Source organism: Arhodomonas sp. KWT2, from assembly GCF_041949875.1.
In the GTDB taxonomy this organism is placed as follows: Bacteria; Pseudomonadota; Gammaproteobacteria; order Nitrococcales; family Nitrococcaceae; genus Arhodomonas; species Arhodomonas aquaeolei.
This window is the reverse complement of the sequence record NZ_JBHFPQ010000039.1, coordinates 38,305-57,116: the sequence shown is the minus strand read 5'-3', so window position 1 is coordinate 57,116 and position 18,812 is coordinate 38,305. Positions and strand designations below refer to the sequence as shown.

The 18,812-nt window shown below is 69.8% G+C and carries 14 protein-coding genes and 1 tRNA gene; 7 read left to right on the top strand and 8 right to left on the bottom strand.

Annotation, left to right across the window (positions count from 1 at the left end):
- Window positions 1-188: 188 nt before the first annotated feature.
- Window positions 189-935 carry a metallophosphoesterase gene (locus ACEZHJ_RS07125; RefSeq protein ID WP_018718567.1) on the top strand — a complete coding sequence of 249 codons (747 nt, stop codon included), beginning with the start codon at window positions 189-191 and terminating at the stop codon, window positions 933-935.
- Window positions 936-958: 23 nt separating this feature from the next.
- On the top strand, window positions 959-1,678 hold the full coding sequence (locus tag ACEZHJ_RS07120) for a glutathione S-transferase family protein (protein WP_018718566.1): 720 nt from the start codon (window positions 959-961) through the stop codon (window positions 1,676-1,678).
- A gap of 6 nt (window positions 1,679-1,684) precedes the next feature.
- On the opposite strand, the gene ACEZHJ_RS07115 is transcribed toward ACEZHJ_RS07120, so the two are convergent.
- From ACEZHJ_RS07115 to ACEZHJ_RS07085, 7 genes are all read right to left on the bottom strand, one after another.
- Window positions 1,685-2,725: a type I glyceraldehyde-3-phosphate dehydrogenase gene (locus ACEZHJ_RS07115; protein ID WP_163139178.1), complete on the bottom strand. Its 1,041-nt coding sequence runs from the start codon at window positions 2,723-2,725 to the stop codon at window positions 1,685-1,687.
- 88 nt (window positions 2,726-2,813) lie between these two features.
- Window positions 2,814-3,308 carry an ureidoglycolate lyase gene (locus tag ACEZHJ_RS07110; RefSeq protein WP_018718564.1) on the bottom strand — a complete coding sequence of 165 codons (495 nt, stop codon included), beginning with the start codon at window positions 3,306-3,308 and terminating at the stop codon, window positions 2,814-2,816.
- Between the two features lie 5 nt (window positions 3,309-3,313).
- Complete coding sequence (gene alc, locus ACEZHJ_RS07105) at window positions 3,314-4,345, bottom strand: allantoicase (protein ID WP_163139179.1); 1,032 nt, start codon at window positions 4,343-4,345, stop codon at window positions 3,314-3,316.
- A 184-nt stretch (window positions 4,346-4,529) separates the two neighbouring features.
- Window positions 4,530-5,462, bottom strand: coding sequence for an allantoinase PuuE (puuE, locus tag ACEZHJ_RS07100; protein ID WP_018718562.1), 933 nt, complete (start codon window positions 5,460-5,462; stop codon window positions 4,530-4,532).
- A gap of 7 nt (window positions 5,463-5,469) precedes the next feature.
- Complete coding sequence (locus tag ACEZHJ_RS07095) at window positions 5,470-6,210, bottom strand: GntR family transcriptional regulator (RefSeq protein ID WP_018718561.1); 741 nt, start codon at window positions 6,208-6,210, stop codon at window positions 5,470-5,472.
- A 108-nt stretch (window positions 6,211-6,318) separates the two neighbouring features.
- Window positions 6,319-7,329 (bottom strand): glutathione S-transferase family protein, encoded by a 1,011-nt coding sequence (locus ACEZHJ_RS07090; protein WP_018718560.1) that lies wholly within the window; start codon window positions 7,327-7,329, stop codon window positions 6,319-6,321.
- Between the two features lie 52 nt (window positions 7,330-7,381).
- Window positions 7,382-8,209: a class III extradiol ring-cleavage dioxygenase gene (locus ACEZHJ_RS07085; protein ID WP_018718559.1), complete on the bottom strand. Its 828-nt coding sequence runs from the start codon at window positions 8,207-8,209 to the stop codon at window positions 7,382-7,384.
- 150 nt (window positions 8,210-8,359) lie between these two features.
- Here ACEZHJ_RS07085 and ACEZHJ_RS07080 point away from each other — a divergent pair, with 150 nt between their 5' ends.
- Together ACEZHJ_RS07080 and ACEZHJ_RS07075 are read left to right on the top strand one after the other, a co-directional pair.
- Window positions 8,360-9,304, top strand: coding sequence for a LysR substrate-binding domain-containing protein (locus tag ACEZHJ_RS07080; RefSeq protein WP_240466113.1), 945 nt, complete (start codon window positions 8,360-8,362; stop codon window positions 9,302-9,304).
- A 150-nt stretch (window positions 9,305-9,454) separates the two neighbouring features.
- Window positions 9,455-11,416: a methyl-accepting chemotaxis protein gene (locus ACEZHJ_RS07075; protein ID WP_163139180.1), complete on the top strand. Its 1,962-nt coding sequence runs from the start codon at window positions 9,455-9,457 to the stop codon at window positions 11,414-11,416.
- Window positions 11,417-11,542: 126 nt separating this feature from the next.
- On the opposite strand, the gene ACEZHJ_RS07070 is transcribed toward ACEZHJ_RS07075, so the two are convergent.
- Entirely contained in the window at window positions 11,543-15,052 is a 3,510-nt protein-coding gene (locus ACEZHJ_RS07070) for a thiamine pyrophosphate-dependent enzyme (RefSeq protein ID WP_375036367.1), read from the bottom strand.
- 157 nt (window positions 15,053-15,209) lie between these two features.
- Between ACEZHJ_RS07070 and ACEZHJ_RS07065 the strand changes: the two genes are divergently transcribed.
- The 3 genes from ACEZHJ_RS07065 to thrS all read left to right on the top strand — a co-directional run bounded on the left by ACEZHJ_RS07065 (window position 15,210) and on the right by thrS (window position 18,809).
- Entirely contained in the window at window positions 15,210-16,643 is a 1,434-nt protein-coding gene (locus ACEZHJ_RS07065) for a PLP-dependent aminotransferase family protein (protein WP_163139181.1), read from the top strand.
- Window positions 16,644-16,693: 50 nt separating this feature from the next.
- Window positions 16,694-16,770, top strand: a tRNA-Val gene (locus ACEZHJ_RS07060).
- Between the two features lie 113 nt (window positions 16,771-16,883).
- A complete protein-coding gene (gene thrS / locus ACEZHJ_RS07055) occupies window positions 16,884-18,809 on the top strand; it encodes a threonine--tRNA ligase (RefSeq protein WP_163139182.1) in 1,926 nt (641 codons plus the stop codon).
- Window positions 18,810-18,812: the final 3 nt, after the last annotated feature.

Below are 18,812 nucleotides of genomic sequence, written 5' to 3'. Positions count from 1 at the left end.
ACGGTTGTTCTTTCTTCGTTGCGGGCGTGGATACCGACAGTCGTCGCCACTGGTGCAATGGGCCGGCACCTGCCCTTGTTGCAGCCTATGGAGTGCGACTTGCACCGGGCTTACACCGTGTCGCTGTGGCTGGCCGGCACCGTGCGCCGGGCGCTACCATCGTCGCTCGGCAGCGCCGAGGAGGCGGCATGATCGTCGAGCGGCTTCCCGCCAACCGCCGGGGACGTGACTACGTGATCGGTGATATCCACGCCGCGGTCTCCGCGGTGTACCGCCGGCTGCGGGCCTGCGGTTTCGACCCGGAACGGGACCGGCTGATCTGTGTCGGCGACCTCGTCGACCGGGGGCCGGAACCGGAGCTCGTCCCCGACCTGCTCGCCGAGCCCTGGTTCCACGCGGTGCGCGGCAATCACGATGTCAGCGTTCTGCATGCCGTCGGCGAGGAGGGTTCACCCGAGGGGCTGCCGTACCGCTGCGAGGACCACGACTGGCTCGGGGGGCTGACGGCGACACAGGCGCGGGCGCTGGTCGACGCGCTGGCCCGCATGCCCTGGGCGCTGGAGGTGGAGACCCCCGAGGGGCGGGTGGGGATCGTGCACGCGGAGGTGCCGCCGGCATTCCCGGACTGGGGCGCTTTCGCCGCCGCCCTGTCGGCGCCGGACACCGGCGAGCGCGTGCGCTACCAGGCGATCTGGTCCCGGGAGGCGGCCGGCCATTGCCGCGGCCGGGCGGCGGGGGGCGAACCGCCGGGACCGTTGCCGGACGTCTGCCGGGTCTTCCATGGTCATACGCTGATGCCCGGGCTGTCGCCCTGCCGTATCGCCAACCGGTACTGGATAGAGACCGGGGGCTGGCTGCCGGAGGCGGGCGCGCGGCATATGGGCGACAGCCCGCGCTTCTCCATCGTCGACATCCGCGCGCCCGGGATCGGGTGACGCGCCAATCCCGAGGTACAGAGATGACTGAACAGGCCCGGGGCTACTGCCTGTACTATTCGCCGGACAGCGCCAATCTGATCGTCCGCCTGGTGCTGGAGGAGCTCGGCGTGGACTACCGCGACGTGCTCGTCGACCGCGGACGTGACGAGCAGCGCAGCGAGGCGTACCGACGGCTCAACCCCCAGGGGCTGCTACCGGTCCTCGTGGCCGGGGAGGACGAGGTACTCTTCGAGACCGCCGCGATCGTCCTGCAGCTCGCCGACCGGCATGCCGCGCTCGCCCCGGCGGTGGCCACGCCGGCACGCGGTGAGTGCTACAAGTGGCTGTTCTATCTCTCCAACACCCTGCATGCGGATCTGCGGGTGCGCTTCTACGCCCATCGCTATACCGGCGATCCCGACGCCGTTGCCGGGATCCGGGCGGCGACGGCGGAGCGCGTCGCCGGCCATTTCGCCCTGCTGGAGGACGCCATTGCCGCGCACGGGGGCGACTGGCTGCTGCCCGGCGGGCTGTCGGTGTGCGATTTCTATCTCGCGGTATGTGCACGCTGGGCCATGATCTACCCGCGGGGGGCAGCCGCCATCACGCCGCCGCCGGCGAGCCATCCACACCTGGCGCGGCTGCTCGCCACGCTGGAGGCGCGTCCCGCCGTGGCGCGGGCCTGTGAGCGCGAGGCGGTGCCGGCGCCGTTCTTCACCGCGCCGGTGCCGCCCCGGCCGGCCGCCGGCAGCGTCTCCTGACGCCGGTCAGCCCCGGTCCGGGGTGTCCAGCCGGGCCAGGGCCTCGGCGATATCGAGCATCCGGCTGGCAAAACCCCACTCGTTGTCGAACCACGCCAGCAGCTTGATCATCCGGCCGTTGGCGACCCGGGTCTGGGTGGCGTCGACGATCCCGGAGCGGGGATCGTGGTTGAAATCCATGGAGGCGACGGGCTCGCGGTTGATTCCGATCAACCCCTCGAGCCGCCCCCCCGCGGCCGAGGCCAGCAGCTCGTTGACCGCCTCCGCGGTGGTCTCGTCACGCACCTGAACGGCCATGTCCATCGCCGAGACGTTGATGGTGGGCACGCGTACGTGCAGCGACTCGAAGCGCCCGGCGAGGTGGGGCATGAGACGGCCGATGCCCCGGGCCAGGCCGGTGTCCACCGGTACCATCGACTGCATCGCCGAGCGGGTGAGGCGCAGGTTGGTGCGGTGGTAGGCGTCGATCACCGGCTGGTCGTTCATCGCCGAGTGCAGCGTGGTGGTGACCCCGTGCTCCACCCCCAGGGCCTCGTCGAGGACCGTGAGGATCGGTACCACGCAGTTCGTGGTGCACGAGGCCGCGGAGACGATCCGGTGCGCCGGGGCGAGGGTGTCGTCGTTGATGCCGCGGATGATGGTGGCATCGATGTCGCTGCCCGCCGGGTGGGAGAACAGCAGCCGGCGGGCGCCGGCATCGATGTGGGCGCCGGCGCTGTCGCGCTCGCCCGGCTGGCCGGAGCACTCCAGTACCAGGTCCACGTCCAGCTCGCGCCAGGGTAGCCGTGACGCCTCTGGTTCGCTGAACACGCGGATCGGCCGGCCGTCGACGACGAGCTCGCCGTCGCGGGCGGTCACCTCGCCGGGAAAGCGCCCGTGGGTGGTGTCGAAGCGGGTGAGATAGGCGATGGTGTCCAGGTCACCCAGCTCGTTGATGGCGACCACCTCCAGCGCCGGCGTGCCGCCGCTGCGTGCCCGCTCGACCAGGGCGCGCAGCACGCAGCGGCCGATGCGGCCGTATCCGTTGATGGCGATGCGATAGGCCATGGGCAGACAGTTCGTTCCCGAATGGATGACCGCTGACCATACCGCGAACCGCCGGCGCGCGGCCACTGGCCGGTTTGCGGACGGCCCCTCAGGCGGTGAGCTGCAGCGGCTGCGCCAGCGTGAGCTCGTCGCAGTTGTCCCCGGGGCCGCCGCGGTCGACCACCAGGAAGTCGCTGGTGGACTCCAGTGCCAGCAGCGGGTGATGCCAGACGCCGGCGTGATAGTTCACACCCTGATCGCCGCGGGCGAGGAAGGCCCGCACCGTTGCGGGGTCGACCTGCTCGCCCGGCGGGGCCACCACCACCAGGTAGGGCCGGCCGTTCAGCGGCACGAACGCCTGGCTGCCCAGCGGGTGGCGCTCCAGCATGGACACGGTCAGCGGCGGCGAGAACGACTGGCCGCGGAAGATGCTGATCAGCGCCCGGGGCGCGTCGCCCCCGAGCTGGACTGCCGCGAGGTCGTGGAAGCGCTGCGTGGTGCCGTTGTTGATGGGGAACGACTCCGCCGTCTCATCGGCGGCGATGACGTCGCCGAACGGGGCGAACGCCTCGCGGGTCAGGGGCTCGGCGGTGAGGGTGCGCATGGCGGTCACTCCCCGTTGCGATACGGACGGCCGAACAGGCGCAGGCGGCTGACCCCGCCGTCCGGGATGATGTTGAAGCGCACGTGGGTCACCACGCCGATGTCATCCGCGAGCGCAGTGAACTCGTGGATACTGTCCGCCGACAGGGGCTGCTCGTCGAGCAGCGTGGGCCAGAACATGCTCTGGGTGACCAGCGATTCGTCGGTCGCCTCCGGGACGTATGCCGCCTGGATGCTGCAGCGGTCCGGGTAGTTGCCCTTGAAGTGGGCGGTGTCGACGACGGCCCGCTCGATCACGCCGGGGTGGGCGAGGGCGACGATGCACCAGTCGTTGCCGGGCTCGCGCCGCCGCCGGGTCTCCCAGCCGTCGCCCATGTTGACCCCGCGGCCCGGATGGAGGATGCGCGGGGTGCCGTAGTGGGCGTCGTTCCAGGCGACGACGCGGCCGCCGTTCATCAGCGCCGCCAGGTCCGCGTCTGTCTGCATGGCCGTGTCGGACCAGTCCCGCCGGACCTCGCCGTAGGCGCGCAGCCTGGCGATGCCGCCGTCGGGGAAGATGCGCACACGCAGGTGGGTCCAGGTGCGCCCGTCGTCGACGGCGTGAAAGTGATGCCGGTCGCCGGCCAGGCTCAGTGTGGGCAGCAGCGTGGTCCAGGCCGCGGCGTCGTCCGGGTCGCCGTCCGGGCAGTGGCAGGCCTCGACGGTGGCGGCGGGCGGAAAGTTGCCCGTGAAGAAGCTGGTGTCCAGGTCGAGGCCGTGGATCACGCCGGGTGCGGCCAGGCGGATGACGGCCCAGTCATGGCCGCCGTTGCGCCGGCGGCGGGTCTCCCAGCCATCCATCCACTTGCCGTGGTCGTCGAAGCGCTCCGGGTAGAACACCGGCGTGTCGGCGGCGAGCATGCGCTCAAGAGGGGCGAAGAACTCGTCGCTGGCCGCCACCGCGGCGGCACCGGCGCCGGCGTCGGCGAGGTTGATGCGCCCGCGGGCAAATGCGGGCAGCTCGACCGGCGGGGCCTCGATTCTCGGCTCTGTGCTCATCGCGGGTCTCCGTTGTCTCTCGCCGTCGGGGACGGTTTCCCGTTCCCCGCCTGGCGGTGTGATCGCAGCGGTGCTGCCGGGCAGGGCATGCCGGCGGTAGTCCGACGGCGGCCGTGGATGACCGTCGATGACACGGGGGGCTCTTTTCGCGATCCCCGCGACCGGCATTTCTGCGATGCCCCGTCTATGCGTACGGGTGATGCTCGCGCCAGTGGCGCGCGATGTCGATGCGGCGCGCCACCCACACGTGGTCATGGGCCTCGATGTGATCGAGGAAGCGCTGCAGGGCCCGGAATCGCCCGGGCCGGCCGACCATCCGGCAGTGCAGGCCGATGTTCATCATCCGCGGCGTCTCCGCCCCTTCGGCGTAGAGGACGTCGAAGGCATCGCGGAGGTGGCGGAAGAAGGGCTCGCCGTCGCCGAAGCCGGTGGGCGAGGCGAAGCGCATGTCGTTGTTGTCCAGGGTGTAGGGCACGATGAGCTGGGGCACCTCGCGCCCGTCGCTGACGGTGACGCGCTGCCAGAACGGCAGGTCGTCACCGTAGTAGTCCGAGTCGTAGACAAAGCCGCCGTCCTCGGCCACCAGCCGGCGGGTGTTGGGACTGTCCCGGCCCGTATACCAGCCGAGCGGGCGCTCGCCGGTGAGCTCGGTGAGGATGTCGACGGCGCGTGCCATGTGCTCGCGCTCCACCGCCTCGGGGACGTCCTGGTAGTGGATCCAGCGCAGGCCGTGGCAGGCGATCTCGTGGCCGGCCTCGCGGAACGCGGCGACGGCCTCGGGATTGCGCTGCAGGGCCATCGCCACGCCGAATACGGTCAGCGGCAGGCCCCGGCGGGTGAACTCGTCGAGCACCCGCCAGACGCCGACGCGGGAGCCGTACTCGTAGATCGACTCCATGCTCATGTGCCGGGCCGCGTAGGGCTCGGCGCCGGGGATCTCGGAGATGAACGTCTCCGCGTGGGGGTCGCCGTGGAGGACGTTGTTTTCGCCGCCCTCCTCGTAGTTGAGGACGAACTGCACGGCCACGCGGGCCCTGCCGGGCCAGTCCGCCTGCGGCGGCCGGCGGCCGTAGCCCACCATGTCCCGTGGGTAGGCGGTCTCCTGTGCGGTGTCCATGGCGCGGTTACTCCTCGCTGGCTGTCTGTGTCGGGCCGTGCCGGCCGAACAGGGCGTTGAAATCCGGGGTCTCGCGGCGCTCGCCGTCGAAGTTCAGGGAGCGCTCAATCCCCTCGAGGTGACGGGTCATCCACTGCCGGGCCCGTTCCCGCTCGCCACCGGCGAGCAGCGCCAGTATCTCGCCATGGTCGCCACACTCGCAGCCGACGCTGCTCGCCGAGCCGTAGACCGCGATCACCAGCGACGAGCGCCGGGCGAGCTGTTCGATGAACGTGGCGAACGGGGCATTGTGCGCCACGCGGGCCAGGCGGATGTGGAATGCCGCGGAGAGCTGGATGGCCTCGTGCTGCGCGCCGTCCGCCTGGGCACGGCGCTCGCGGTCGACGAGTTCGTGGAGGGCGGTGAGGTCATCGTCGCCCAGGGCGTCCACGACCCAGTCGACGAGGGCGCACTCGGCAAGGCGCCGGGCGGCGAAGACCTCCCGGGCCTCGTCCGGGGAGGGCTTGGCGACCTGCGCGCCGCGGTTCGTGCGGAGGGTGACCAGGTGTTCCAGCGCCAGGCGCTGGAGGGCCTTGCGGATGCTCGTGCGGCTGACCTCGAAGGCCTCCGCCAGCGCGTCCTCGGGCAGGCGTGCTCCCGGTGCGAGGCGGTGATCGACAATCGCCTCGCTGAGTGCGCGGTGGATCGTGTCGTCCCGGTTGCGCGGTGTCCGCTCCGCCCGGGTCGCGGCGTTGCTCTCCATGGCCATGGCGCCCCTTCACCGCCGGCTCGATGGTGGCTTCTGGGCTGCAGGATATAGGGACTGTATACAATATGGAACAGTTTCTGTCCCCAATATGAAACGCCCGCGCCCCCGTCAGTGGGCAGGCGGACGTTCGAGGATGCCTTCTCCGGGCAGATGTTCCCGGTCGTGGGGCCGGTCGAGATCCACGTCCGGGCCGAGGGGCACGACCAGCGACGGGTTGATGGCGGCGTTGGTGTAGTAGCCCACGCGGATGTGCTCGAGGTTCACGGTTTCGCGGATGCCAGGCCACTGGTAGAGCTCGCGGAGGTAGGCGGCGAGGTTGGGGTAGTCCTCGATACGGCGGACGTTGCACTTGAAGGCCCCGTGGTAGGCGACGTCGAAACGCACGAGGGTCACGAACAGTCGCCAGTCGGCCTCGGTGAGGTGGCGCCCGGCGAGGTAGCGGTGGACGTCCAGGTGGCGCTCGATCCGCGCCAGGGTGTCGAACAGCGCGCGCACCGCCGTCTCGTGGCTTGCCTGGCTCCGCGCGAAGCCGGCCCGGTAGACGCCGTTGTTCACGCGCTCGTAGATGAGGGCGTTCCAGGCGTCGATCTCCCCGCGCAGGGGGACCGGATAGAGGTCCAGGCGGTTGCCGGTGAGGTGATCGAAGGCGGTGTTGAGCATGCGCAGGATGTCCGCGGATTCGTTGTTCACGATCCGGCCCGCCTGACGGTCCCAGAGCACCGGTACCGAGACCTTGCCTGTGTACCGCGGCTCCGTGGCGGTGTAGAGCTGGTGGTGACGGGTGACCGGTGCGATGGCCGGCCCCGCATCCTGGGGCTCGCTGTATGTCCAGCCGTCCTCGCCGAGCACCGCGTCCGCCACGGACACGGGGATCAGCGACTCCAGTCCCTTGAGGCGGCGGGCGATGAGCGTGCGTGACGCCCAGGGGCATAGATAGGCGACGAAGAGCTGGAACCGTCCCGCCTCGGCGGCGAGGGGGGTGTCGTCCGCGGGTGCGGGCGTGCCGTGCGGGGTGATCCAGCGGCGGAACCGCGTCGGCTCGCGCTCGAAGGCGCCGCCGTGGATCTCGCTCTCGGCGATGTCGCCGCGCACCCACTGTCCATCGACCAGTCCGGGCATGATGTCCTCCGTGTCCGTCGGGCCGCCCCGCGCGCGGGGCGTCGTTACCGGGTCACTCCGCCGCGAGGGCGTCGGTGCCGAAGAGGTAGGCCGACTGGCGGCTGGCGAGCACCTCGTCGGTGAACACCCGCCGCCCGGGATCGTCGCCGGCGGCGCCCGCCGCCACGTGCAGCGGCAGCAGGTGCTCCTCCCGCGGGTGGGCGGCACGGGCCGACGGTGCATCGTCCCAGTGTGCGAGCGCCGTCTCGCGGGCCGTCGCCGGGCCCGTCACCGCCGCGGTGAGCCAGTCGTCGAAGCGCACCGAGTCCGGGTCCAGCCCGGCGCTGTCGAAGCGGAAGCGGCGCATGTTGTGATAGCTCATGCCGCTGCCCACGATCAGCACGCCCTCCCGCCGCAGCGGCGCCAGCGCCCGGCCGGCGGCCAGGTGCTCCGCCGGGTCCAGGCCGCGACGCAGGGAGAGCTGGACGATGGGCACGTCGGCATCCGGATGGATGAGCCGGAAGGGGATGAAGACCCCGTGATCCAGACCGCGCCGGGATTCCTCGGCGGTCTCCAGCCCGGCCGCCTCGAGGAGTGCGCGCACGCGGGCGGCGACGGCCGGCGCGCCCGCCACCGGGTAGGTGAGCTCGTAGGTGTGCGGGGGAAAGCCGCCGTAGTCGTAGAGCAACGGCGGGTCGGCCTGCCCGTTCACGGTGAACGCCGGTGCCTCCCAGTGTGCCGAGACGACCACCACCGCCTGGGGGCGCGGGCCGACGTGCCGGGGTACGGCGCGAAGCCAGTCGGCCATGCGGTGCCAGGTGTCGGCGGGGTCCCAGTCCATGAAGAAGCACGGGCCCGCCCCGTGGGGGATGAACAGTGTCGGTAGTGTCGGTGCGCTCATGGTTGTCACTCCGCAGTCTCAGGGGGGCGGGCCGGAGCGGGGACGGTGTCGGTCCGGGGGGCACGGGGGCTCCGGTTCGATTGCGCGTGCAGTGCGCTGGATTCGGGAGACAGCATGCCGTAGTTTCCATATTTTGGTAAGACGGCATTAATGGAACTTATGGTTGAAGAATCAGAAACCATTGGCGGGGCCGTCGAGGACCTGAGGGCGTTCTGCGCCGTTGCGGATCTCGGCACCGTCTCCGCCGCGGCGCAGCGGCTCGGCGAGACCAAGGGGGGTGTGAGCCGGCGGCTGTCGCGCCTGGAACGGCGCCTGGGCGTCGCGCTGCTGGCGCGTACGCCCCGCGCGGTGTCGCTCACCGAGGAGGGGCGGGTGTTCTTCGCGCGTACCCGGGAGGCCCTGGGACTGCTGGACGATGCCGCGGAGACGGCACGGGCCTCGCGTTCGGTACCGGACGGCCACCTGCGTGTCACCGCGCCGGTGGATCTGGGCATGGATGTGCTGCCGCCGCTGGTGACCGGGTTTCGCGCGGCCTATCCCCAGATCACCGTGGAGCTGGTGCTCACCGACACGGCGCTGGACCTCGCCGCCAACCGCATCGACCTCGCCCTGCGGGCGACCCCCGGGGCTTTGCCGGACTCCGGCTACCGGGCGTCCACCCTGCTGTCTTTCGCCATCGCGCTCTATGCCTCGCCCGCGTACCTGGACGCCCACGGGGTGCCGGACACGCCCGCCGCGCTTGCGGATCACGAGTGGGTGGTATCCCGGGAGCTCACGGGGGCGGCCAGGCTCACGCTCACCGACCGGCGCAACCGCCCGGTAACGGTGATTGTCCGGCCCGGGGTCCGCACGACGGACTACGCCAGTGTCCACCGCATCGCTGCTGCCGGGGGAGGGATCGCACCGCTGCCCGAGCCAGTCGCCCGGCGGTCGCTGGAGGAGGGGCACCTGGTCCGGGTGCTGCCCGAATGGCAGTGTGCCAGCGGCACGCTGTACGCGGTCAGCCTGCGCGGCAGCGAGGCGCCGGCGCGGGTGCGTGCCTTCCGGGCCTACCTGCGCCAGGCCCTGGCGCCTGCCCGGCCGAGGGACCACTGAACGGCATCCCTGTCTGTTGTCGACCCCGAAGCAGGAGTCGACGAATGGTAAAGATTTGGAGGATCTGGTCGATTACTTTACCAGCCTCCCACCCGCGAGGGGCTGTGCGCGGGCGGCCGGGGAGCAGGTTTGAAACAGACGGGGAAATGCATGTCCATCGCACGTAAGCTGGTGCTCGCCTTTGGTGGCACGATCATCGTCGCCGTCGTGGCGATGGTCTTCATCGCGGTCGAGGCCGCGCGTGACAATGCCGTCTCGGGCTTCACCGAAGGGAGCCTGCGTGAGATCCGCCAGGTCGACGGTGTGATAACCGGGTTTTTCGACCAGATTTCCCGGAATACGGCGTATATGGCCAGCCACCCGGCAGTACGCAGGGCGGATTCCGGGGTGACCTCCTATCTCGACACGTCCCGGGAGATGTCGATGACGCCGGAAGACAACGGGGACGTGGAGGCCGAGATATTCGGCGCATACGATCGTTTCGCTTCCGCCCATCCGGAGCTGGCCTACGTCTACATGGCGACCGAGGAAGGTGGTTACGTTCAGTGGCCGAAGGGTCGGATCGGGGCGGGGTACGATCCGCGTGAACGTCCCTGGTACGGCGCGGCAAAGGCGTCGCCGAATGAGACGGTCATGACCGACGCGTACTATTTCAGCACCGACGACGTTGCCATCGTGAGTTTTGAGCACACGATCCGCGACGGGCGGGGCGAGGTGATAGGCGTGCAGGGCATGGACGTGTCGCTGGAGACGCTGACCGAGCGCGTCGCGGATATCGAGTTCGGTGACGAAGGCTACCTGATGCTGGTCGAGGATACCGGCACCGTGCTGGTCGACCCCAGTAATCCCGATCACAACTTCCACAACCTCGGTGAGCTCGAAGGCGGTGATTACGCCCGGCTGGCGGAACGCGATGAAGGGTCCGTGGCCTTGCAGATCGGGGGCAAGGCGTACCAGGCCAGTATTTATACGTCGCCCGGGCTCGGCTGGAAGTTCATCGGCCTGATCCCGCGCTCGGAGATGATGGCGGCGGCCAACCGGGTGACCATTCAGATGGCGGCCGTCGGTGTTGCCGTGATTGTCGTCGCCATATTCGTGGCATTGCTGATCGCCCGTTATCTCACGCGCCCGATCGTCAGCGTTACCGAGAAAATGCGTGACATTGCGGAGGGTGAGGGGGATCTCACGCAGCGTCTTCCTGTGCATGGCAGGGACGAGATGACGGACCTCGCCGAGCAGTTCAATGCCTTCGTCGACAAGGTCCGGCGTGCCATCTCCGAGGTCAGCGGTACTACCCAGCAGCTTGCCTCGTCTGCCGAAGAGCTCAACCAGGTCGCTGCCCAGACCCAGGACGTGGTACGACAGCAGAGCAACGAAACGGACCAGATCGCCTCGGCGATCAACGAGATGACGGCGACCGTGCAGGAGATATCCCGCAACTCCGGCGAGGTCGAGACGTCTGCCTCCCAGGCGGACGAAAGGGCGCGTGACGGCAACCGCATCGTCGCCGAGAACCGGGATTCGATGGATACGCTCGCCACCGATATCCAGCGTACCAGCGAGGCGGTGGCGAAGGTCGAGGCCCGCAGCCAGGAGATCCGTACTGTGCTCGATGTCATCTACGAGGTGACCGAACAGACCAATCTCCTGGCGCTGAATGCTGCGATCGAGGCGGCCCGGGCGGGCGAGCAGGGGCGCGGCTTTGCGGTGGTCGCCGAGGAGGTGCGGGCGCTGGCCAAACGCAGCAACGAGTCCGCCGTGCAGATCCGCGAGATCATCGATGGCTTGACCACGGACACGGCGGCCGCCGTGGAGATCATGGACCGTTCCCGGGAACGCTCGGTGCGCAATCAGGAACGGGCAAACGAGGCGGGTGAAGCCCTGCGGGCCATCGAGGAGGCGGTCGCCGGGATCCACGGCCAGATCACCCAGGTCGCCACGGCGGCGGAGGAGCAGAGCCAGGTGGCCGAGGAGATCAACCGCAATATCGCCCAGATCGTCGAGGCCGCCGGAAGCAGCTCCGAAGGCATGGATCAGACGCGTACCGCCAGCGACGAACTCGCGCGACTCGGCGAGACGCTGCGCGAGGTCGTCGGGCGCTTCAGGGTCTGAGCACAGCCGGCCCTGCCGGGGTCCGGGTGGCCGTGCGCCACCGCCACGCTGTACGCGCTCCGTCGCCGCGGTGGCGGGCCACTGGGGCGCGGCCTGCCCGCCTCATGCCCCGGCCGAGGGCCGGCGTCAGCGGGCGGTGGCCCCGGGCCGGTGCACCCCGGCCGTGCGCGGCGCCCGCTCGGGGAACTCGGAGGTTGCCGCGCCGGCGCCCAGTACGGCCTCGGCCTGCTCGTAACGGGTCTCCCGGTAGCCCTTGACGTTGTCCAGCTGCATGAGCCGCCGGCGGCGCTCGTCCACGGCCAGGCGGGGCACGGCCTCCAGCAGTTCCTCCCGGATTTGCCGGGCGATGGCGTTCTCGCGCCGGTGCCACCGGGGCAGGACGCGGCGCAGCACGCGCAGGTGACGCATGGTGCGCAGCATCCAGTCCCGCGGGTTCAGATCGAATTCGATCCTGCGGCCGGCGACGTCGAAGCTCGGACGGTTGATGTGCCCCACCTCCACGCTGCGGCCGAGGTGGCCGTAGCGCCGGCGGGCGCGCTCGCGCTCCAGCGGCGAGACCAGCAGGTGCGAGACGAACACCTCGTCCTTGATGAAGTAGGTCCTGGCGAGGGCCCGCAGCGCGATACGCTGGTGTGCCGCGTCCGGGTACAGCCCGGGCAGTCGCGCGGCGTCGGCGAGGAAGTCGTCGAGGCGGGCACCGCGGTCGTAGACCAGCAGATCGTGGACATACTGGCCGAGGTGTTCGCGCTCGATCTCCGGCAGGCGTGCGGCGAGGCTGTCGGTCGCCCGCTCGAGGGCGTTCGCGAGCCGTCCGCTGCGCTCCCAGGGCGCGGTGCCGTCGCGCAGGCTCGCGTGAAGGGGGGCCAGCGGGTCCTCGTGTGCCGCCGTCTCGCCGAAGGTCCGGGCGATCGCCTCCGCACCCTCGACGACGAATCGCCGGCCCAGGGTGAACGCCCGCCAGTTCGCGTCGAACTCGCTTGCCGGCACCGCGCGGGCGAAGGCCTCGCGGAGGTTGTGCAGGGTGAACGGCATGCCCCCCTGCTGGTAGGCAACGCCCAGCAGCATGGCCGAGGCATAGACGTTGCGGCCGAGCAGGCGGTGGGTCAGTGCACGGGCGCCGGCGAGGTGGGCGCGCTCGCCGAGCGCCTCACGAAGCCGGCCGCGGATGTCGGCGGCGGTCGGCGCGGGCGCGTCCTCGCCGCGGTCGAGCATGACCGACAGCGGCAGCTGGAAGGTCTCGTCCACCACGGCGATACCGTGCGGGGCGAGGAAGCCGACGGCCTCGCTGCCGTCCAGGAGGTCCGGCGAGATGACCAGGTCCCCCGTCCCCATGGGGGTGATCGGGCCGGCGGCGCGGTCCTCGCGGTGGACCGTGAGATGGCCGGTGACCCGGCCGTTGCGCTGGGCCAGGCCCTTCTGGTCCATGAACCGGAAACCCAGCCCGTCGTGGCCGTTCATGTCCGTGGCCGCCTCGGCGAGCACGCGCGAGATGGTGGTCACGCCGGAACCGCCGACGCCGGTCACCACCACCCGCCAGTCGTTGCCGGCGATGACATCCTCGAAGGTCTTGCGCACCGCGGGTTCCGGCAGGGCGCTGTCCGTGTCGACCTCCGGGAGGGCCGAGTACTTCGTCGGGTGGTAGTCGATCACCCGCACCCGCTCGAAGCTCGGGCAGGCCATGATCTGCGTGCAGTAACCGTCCGAGACGCAGATCTGGGGGTCGATCGTCATCTTCGTGCCGTAGGCGTCCTCCGTCTGGGACAGCCCCGGACAGCCGGTGGCATCAATGCAGGCGCGGCAGTCCTCGCAGGCGGAGGTGTTGATCCGGAAGAACGTCTGCTCGGGCTTGGTCTCGCCGTCGGCGAAACGCTTGCGGTCGGCGGCCTTCAGGCGGGCGTGATAGGTGAGCGCACACTCCTTGGTGGAGATGATCACCTTGGTGCCCGGCCGGCGGACGGTCTCCGCGAGCACGTTGCGGTAGAAATAGCGGTCGCTGGGGTTGACCTCCAGCACCTCCGCCGGGCCCATGCCCCGGATGATCGTTTTAAGGTCCTGGCGCGGACGGGGCCGGCCCTCGACGGAGCGGCCCGTGCGCGGGTCCATCTGGTGGCCGGTCATCGCGGTGACGTCGTTGTCGAGCACGATGTAGGTGATGTCGTGGCCCATCTGCACGGAGCTGGAGATCGCCGTCATCCCCGTGTGGAAGAAGGTGGAGTCCCCCAGCAGGACCACCGAGGGGTTGTCGGCGAAGCTGTCCATGCCCGCGGCCAGCGCGCCGCCCTGACCCATGGCGCTGATGTCGTGCATCTCCCCGAAAGGCGGCAGAAAGGACAGCGAGTAGCAGCCCACGTCGCCGTGGGAGAGCAGTCGCACGCCCTCGCGCTCCAGGCTCCGGCGCAGCTCCTTCATCAATGACAGGGTCTCCCGGTGCGGGCAGCCGGGGCAGAACGTGGGCAGCCGCGGCGGCAGTGTGCCGGCGACCCGGGTGGTCCCGGCGGGCTCGAGCCGGCAGGCGTGCATGCCGAGCAGACCAGTCAGCTCGTTGAGCCTGTCGCGGATGATCTCGTAGGACAGGCCACCGTGGGCCGGAAAGCCCGGCACTCCGCGCTCACCGTCCGCGAACGTCTTGCCGTGCACGCGCACGGACACGCCGTGGTCGTGGCAGAACTCGATGAGCTCGGTCTCCAGGAAGCCGCGTTTCTCCTCGACCACGACCACGGTGTCCAGTCCCCGGAGCCAGGGCAGCAGCCGCGCCGGGGTGAGCGGCCAGGAGCTGGCGAGCTTGTAGAGCGAGACGTGCTCCAGGTGGCCGCCGTCCGCCATGACCTGGTGCAGGGTCTCGTACACCGAGCCGGCGCTGATGAAGCCGATGCGGGCGTCCGCCGCGCCGGTGACACGGTCCAGGTCCAGTGCCTCCAGGGCGGGGACCACGCGGGGGAATCGCTCCTCGGTCATGCGGACGTCGGCGCCGTGGGAGTGGGGCGGGACCATCACGCACTGGGCCGGGTCGAACGCCCGCGGGTCGAGGGCCGCGGCGGCGCCGGGGACCTCGGCCCAGTCCCCGGTCGCCACGCGTCCGCCGCCCTCTGCCATGAACGTGGTGAGCAGCACCCCGGCATACAGAGAGGTCCGCCGCGAGAGCGTGAGCGCGTGGCCGATCCAGTCCTTGAGCTCCTGCGGGGTGGCCGGCTCCAGGAAGGGCATGTGCAGATGCTTGTAGAGGTAGCGGGAGTCGACCGGGGCGGCCGTGGACATGGACCACGGGTCGTCGCCCACCACCACGACCACCCCCGGCCAGCGCGGCTCGCCGGTGACCGGGTCGGGCTCGGTGTCGCCGGGGCTGGCGAAGTTGCCCACCGACAGGGCGTCCGCGGCGACCTGCAGGCCCATGGACTTCATGGCCACCAGGGTGCTGCGGCCCGCCTGCTTGGCGCCGGCGGCCATGGCGGCGGCGTTGCCCTCGCTGTTGGCCAGGGTCACCCGGATGCCCCGCTCGGCCAGCGCGTCCCGGTGACCGTGGAGGACGGTGAAGAAGTCGGCCAGCGGCGAGCCGGGGTAGCCCGTGTACAGGGAGAAACCGGCCTCCAGCCCGCCCTGGATGACCAGCTCATTGCCGTTGAGGATGCGCCGGGACATGGCTGCCTCCGCGTGATCGCGCCAGTTCACCGGAAGTCTAGGCTGGGGTAGTGTGACCTTGCAGATGTAAAAAATGTGAATTGAACCATGACAGTTTCCGAATCCGACGGCTGTAATGGTCTTTTTGGCGGCAACTGCATGGTCCGGGAGGAGTGGCATGACGGAGGTCCTCTATCGCCAGCTCGCGGACGAGGTGGCTCGGCGCATCGACGAGGGCGTGTACCGCCCGGGCGAGCGCCTGCCCTCCATCCGCGGGCTCGCGGGGCAGCGTGGCGTCAGCATCGCCACGGTGCAGGCCGCCTATGAGCTGCTGGAATCGCGGCGCCTGGTGGAGTCGCGCCCGCAGTCGGGCTTCTACGTCCGTCATCCCGTCGCGGCCGCCACCGGCGAACCCCCCATGGGCGACGGGCCGGTGCTGCCCACCACCGTGTCCGTGCGCAACGAGGCCACTGCGGCGCTCCAGCGCTGTGAGGCCGACGGGGTGCTCAACCTGGGGGCGGCGCTGCCGGCGCCGGAGTTCCTGCCCCGCCGCCAGCTCCAGCGGATCCTCTCGCGGCTGGCGCGTCACCACATCGACGAGATCGTGATGGCGCGGTTCGCCCCCGGGCTCGACGCCCTGCGCCAGGAGGTGGTGAAACGGCTGGCCGACGCCGGCTGTCACGTCTCGCCGCGGGAGGTGGTGATCACCAACGGCTGCCAGGAGGCGCTCAATCTCTGTCTTCGCACCGTGGCCCGTCCGGGGGACACCATCGCCATCGAGGGGCCGGCCTACGTGGGCCTGCTACAGGCGATCGAGTCCCTGGGGATGAAGGCACTGGAGATTCCCACCGACCCCCGTGACGGCGTCAGCCTGGAGGCGCTGGCCCTCGCCCTGGAGCAGTGGGACGTGCGCGCCTGTGCCTTCGTGACCACCAACAGCAACCCGGTAGGGGCGTCGATGCCCGACGAGGCCAAGCAGCGGCTGGTGGCGATGCTCGCCGCACGCGGCATCCCCCTGGTGGAGGACGACGAGTTCGGCGACCTCAACTACAACCGTACCCGGCCGCGGGCGGCGAAGGCCTTCGACGAGCATGGCCTGGTGCTGTACTGCTCCTCGGCGTCGAAGTCCATCGGTTCCGGGCTGCGGGTGGGCTGGTGTGCGCCGGGGCGGTTCGAGAACGACGTCGAGTTCCTCAAGTCGTTCAGCAGCGTGAGCAGCCCCCCAATCTGCCAGATGGCGGTGGCCGAGTTCATGGCGAGCGGCGGCTACGAGCGCCACATCCGCCGGCTGCAGAGCGCCTACGCCGAGCAGGTGCAGCGCTTCATCGCGGCCATCAGCCGTGCCCTCCCCCGGGGCACGACGGTGACCCGCCCGCGCGGCGGCTACGTGCTGTGGGTCGGATTGCCGGGCGGGGTGGACGCGGCGGTGTTTCACGAACGGGCGCTGGCCGAGGGGATCGGCGTGATGCCCGGTCACCTGTTCTCCGCCGCCGGCGGGTTTCGCCAGTTCATTCGGCTCAACGCCGCCGTGCCCTGGGACGAGGCGGTGGAGACGGCGATCGCGGCCCTAGGACGCCTGGCGGTGGAAACCGCCGGCACACTGCGATCCTGAGGCTTTGACACCGGGCGGCAAGACTGTAGAATACCGCCCTGCATCGAGACAGGCGCGTAGCTCAGCTGGTTAGAGCACCACCTTGACATGGTGGGGGTCGGTGGTTCGAGTCCACTCGCGCCTACCAGCATTCCGGAAGCATCGCCATTCGGCGATGCTTTCTTTGTTTATGCCGGCACCCCTGATCCGCCGGGAAATGCATGTGGCCCCTCGTATAGGTCACCACTGTGGAGCGAACGCATGCCCGTAATCACCCTCCCCGATGGCAGTGAGCGCCGTTACGACCGGCCGGTGAGCGTCATGGACGTGGCGCGGGACATCGGCCCGGGACTGGCGAAGTCGACCCTCGCCGGGCGCGTCGACGGCGAGCTCCGCGACGCCTGCGACCTCATCGAGGCGGACGCGTCGCTGGAGATCGTCACTCCGAAGGACGAGGCCGGCCTGGAGATCATCCGCCATTCCTGCGCGCACATGCTCGGGCAGGCGGTCAAGCAGCTCTATCCCGAGGCGCAGATGGCCATCGGCCCGGTCATCGAGGACGGCTTCTACTACGACGTCCACTACGAGCCGGGCTTCACGCCGGAGGACGTCGAGGCCATCGAGCAGCGCATGGCCGAGCTCATCGACCAGGAGTACGACGTCGTCAAGCGCGTCACCCCGCGGGACGAGGTGCTGCGCATCTTCCGCGAGCGCGGCGAGTCCTACAAGGTCGCCCTGGTGGAGGACATGCCGGACGTCGAGTCCATGGCGCTGTACTACCACCAGGAGTACATCGACATGTGCATCGGTCCGCACGTGCCGAATACGCGCTTCTGCAAGGCGTTCAAGCTCACCAAGCTGGCCGGGGCGTACTGGCGCGGCGACGCCGACAACGAGATGCTCAACCGCGTCTACGGCACGGCCTGGGCCGAGCGCAAGGCGCTCAAGCGCTACCTGACCTTCCTCGAGGAGGCCAAGAAGCGCGACCACCGGCGCATCGCGCGCAACCAGGGGCTGTTCCACCTCCAGGAGGAGGCCCCTGGAATGGTGTTCTGGCACCCCAACGGCTGGCGCGTCTACCAGGTCCTGCAGGACTATCTGCGCCGCCGCCTGGACGCCCACGGCTACCAGGAGATCCGCACGCCCCAGCTGCTTGACCGCAGCCTCTGGGAGCGTTCCGGGCACTGGGAGAAGTTCCGCGACGACATGTTCACCACGGAGTCCGAGAGCCGGGACTACGCGGTCAAGCCGATGAACTGCCCGGCCCACATCCAGGTCTACAACCAGGGGCTGAAGAGCTACCGGGACCTGCCGCTGCGCCTCTCGGAGTTCGGCTCCTGCCACCGCAACGAGCCCTCGGGTACGCTCCACGGACTCATGCGGGTGCGTAACTTCACCCAGGACGACGCGCACATCTTCTGTACCGAGGGCCAGATCCAGGACGAGGTCTCGGCGTTCCTCGACCTCGCCTTCGAGGTCTACCGCGACTTCGGCTTCGACGACGTGGCGGTGGCGCTGTCCACCCGCCCGGAGCAGCGTGTGGGCTCGGACGAGGCCTGGGACAAGGCGGAAAAGGCCCTGGCCGACGCCCTGGATGCCAAGGGCTACGACTGGACCGTCAACCCGGGCGAAGGGGCGTTCTACGGCCCCAAGATCGAGCTGTCCATGCGCGACTGCCTCAACCGCGTCTGGCAGTGCGGCACCATGCAGGTGGACTTCTCCATGCCCGGGCGTCTCGGTGCGGACTATGTCGGCGAGGACGGCTCCCGCCACGTGCCGGTGATGCTCCATCGCGCGATCTTCGGCTCCTTCGAGCGCTTCATCGGCGTGCTCACCGAGCATTACGGCGGTGACTGGCCGGTGTGGCTCGCTCCCTCCCAGGCGGTGGTGCTCAATATCACCGACCGCCAGGCCGCCTACGCCCGCGAAGTCGAGAAACAGCTGATCGGCCGGGGGTTTCGCGCCGGCGTCGACTTGAGGAACGAGAAGATCGGCTTTAAAATTCGCGAGCACACGATTCATCGTGTGCCCTACCTGTTGGTAGTGGGCGATAAAGAAGTGGAATCCAGCACCGTTGCCGTGCGCACCCGCGAGGGCAAGGACCTAGGCGGGATGTCGCTCGATGCGTTCATCGAGCGCCTCGAAATGGAGCGTGCGCGGCTCGGTCGAACGGCTTCGGAGGGTTGAAGC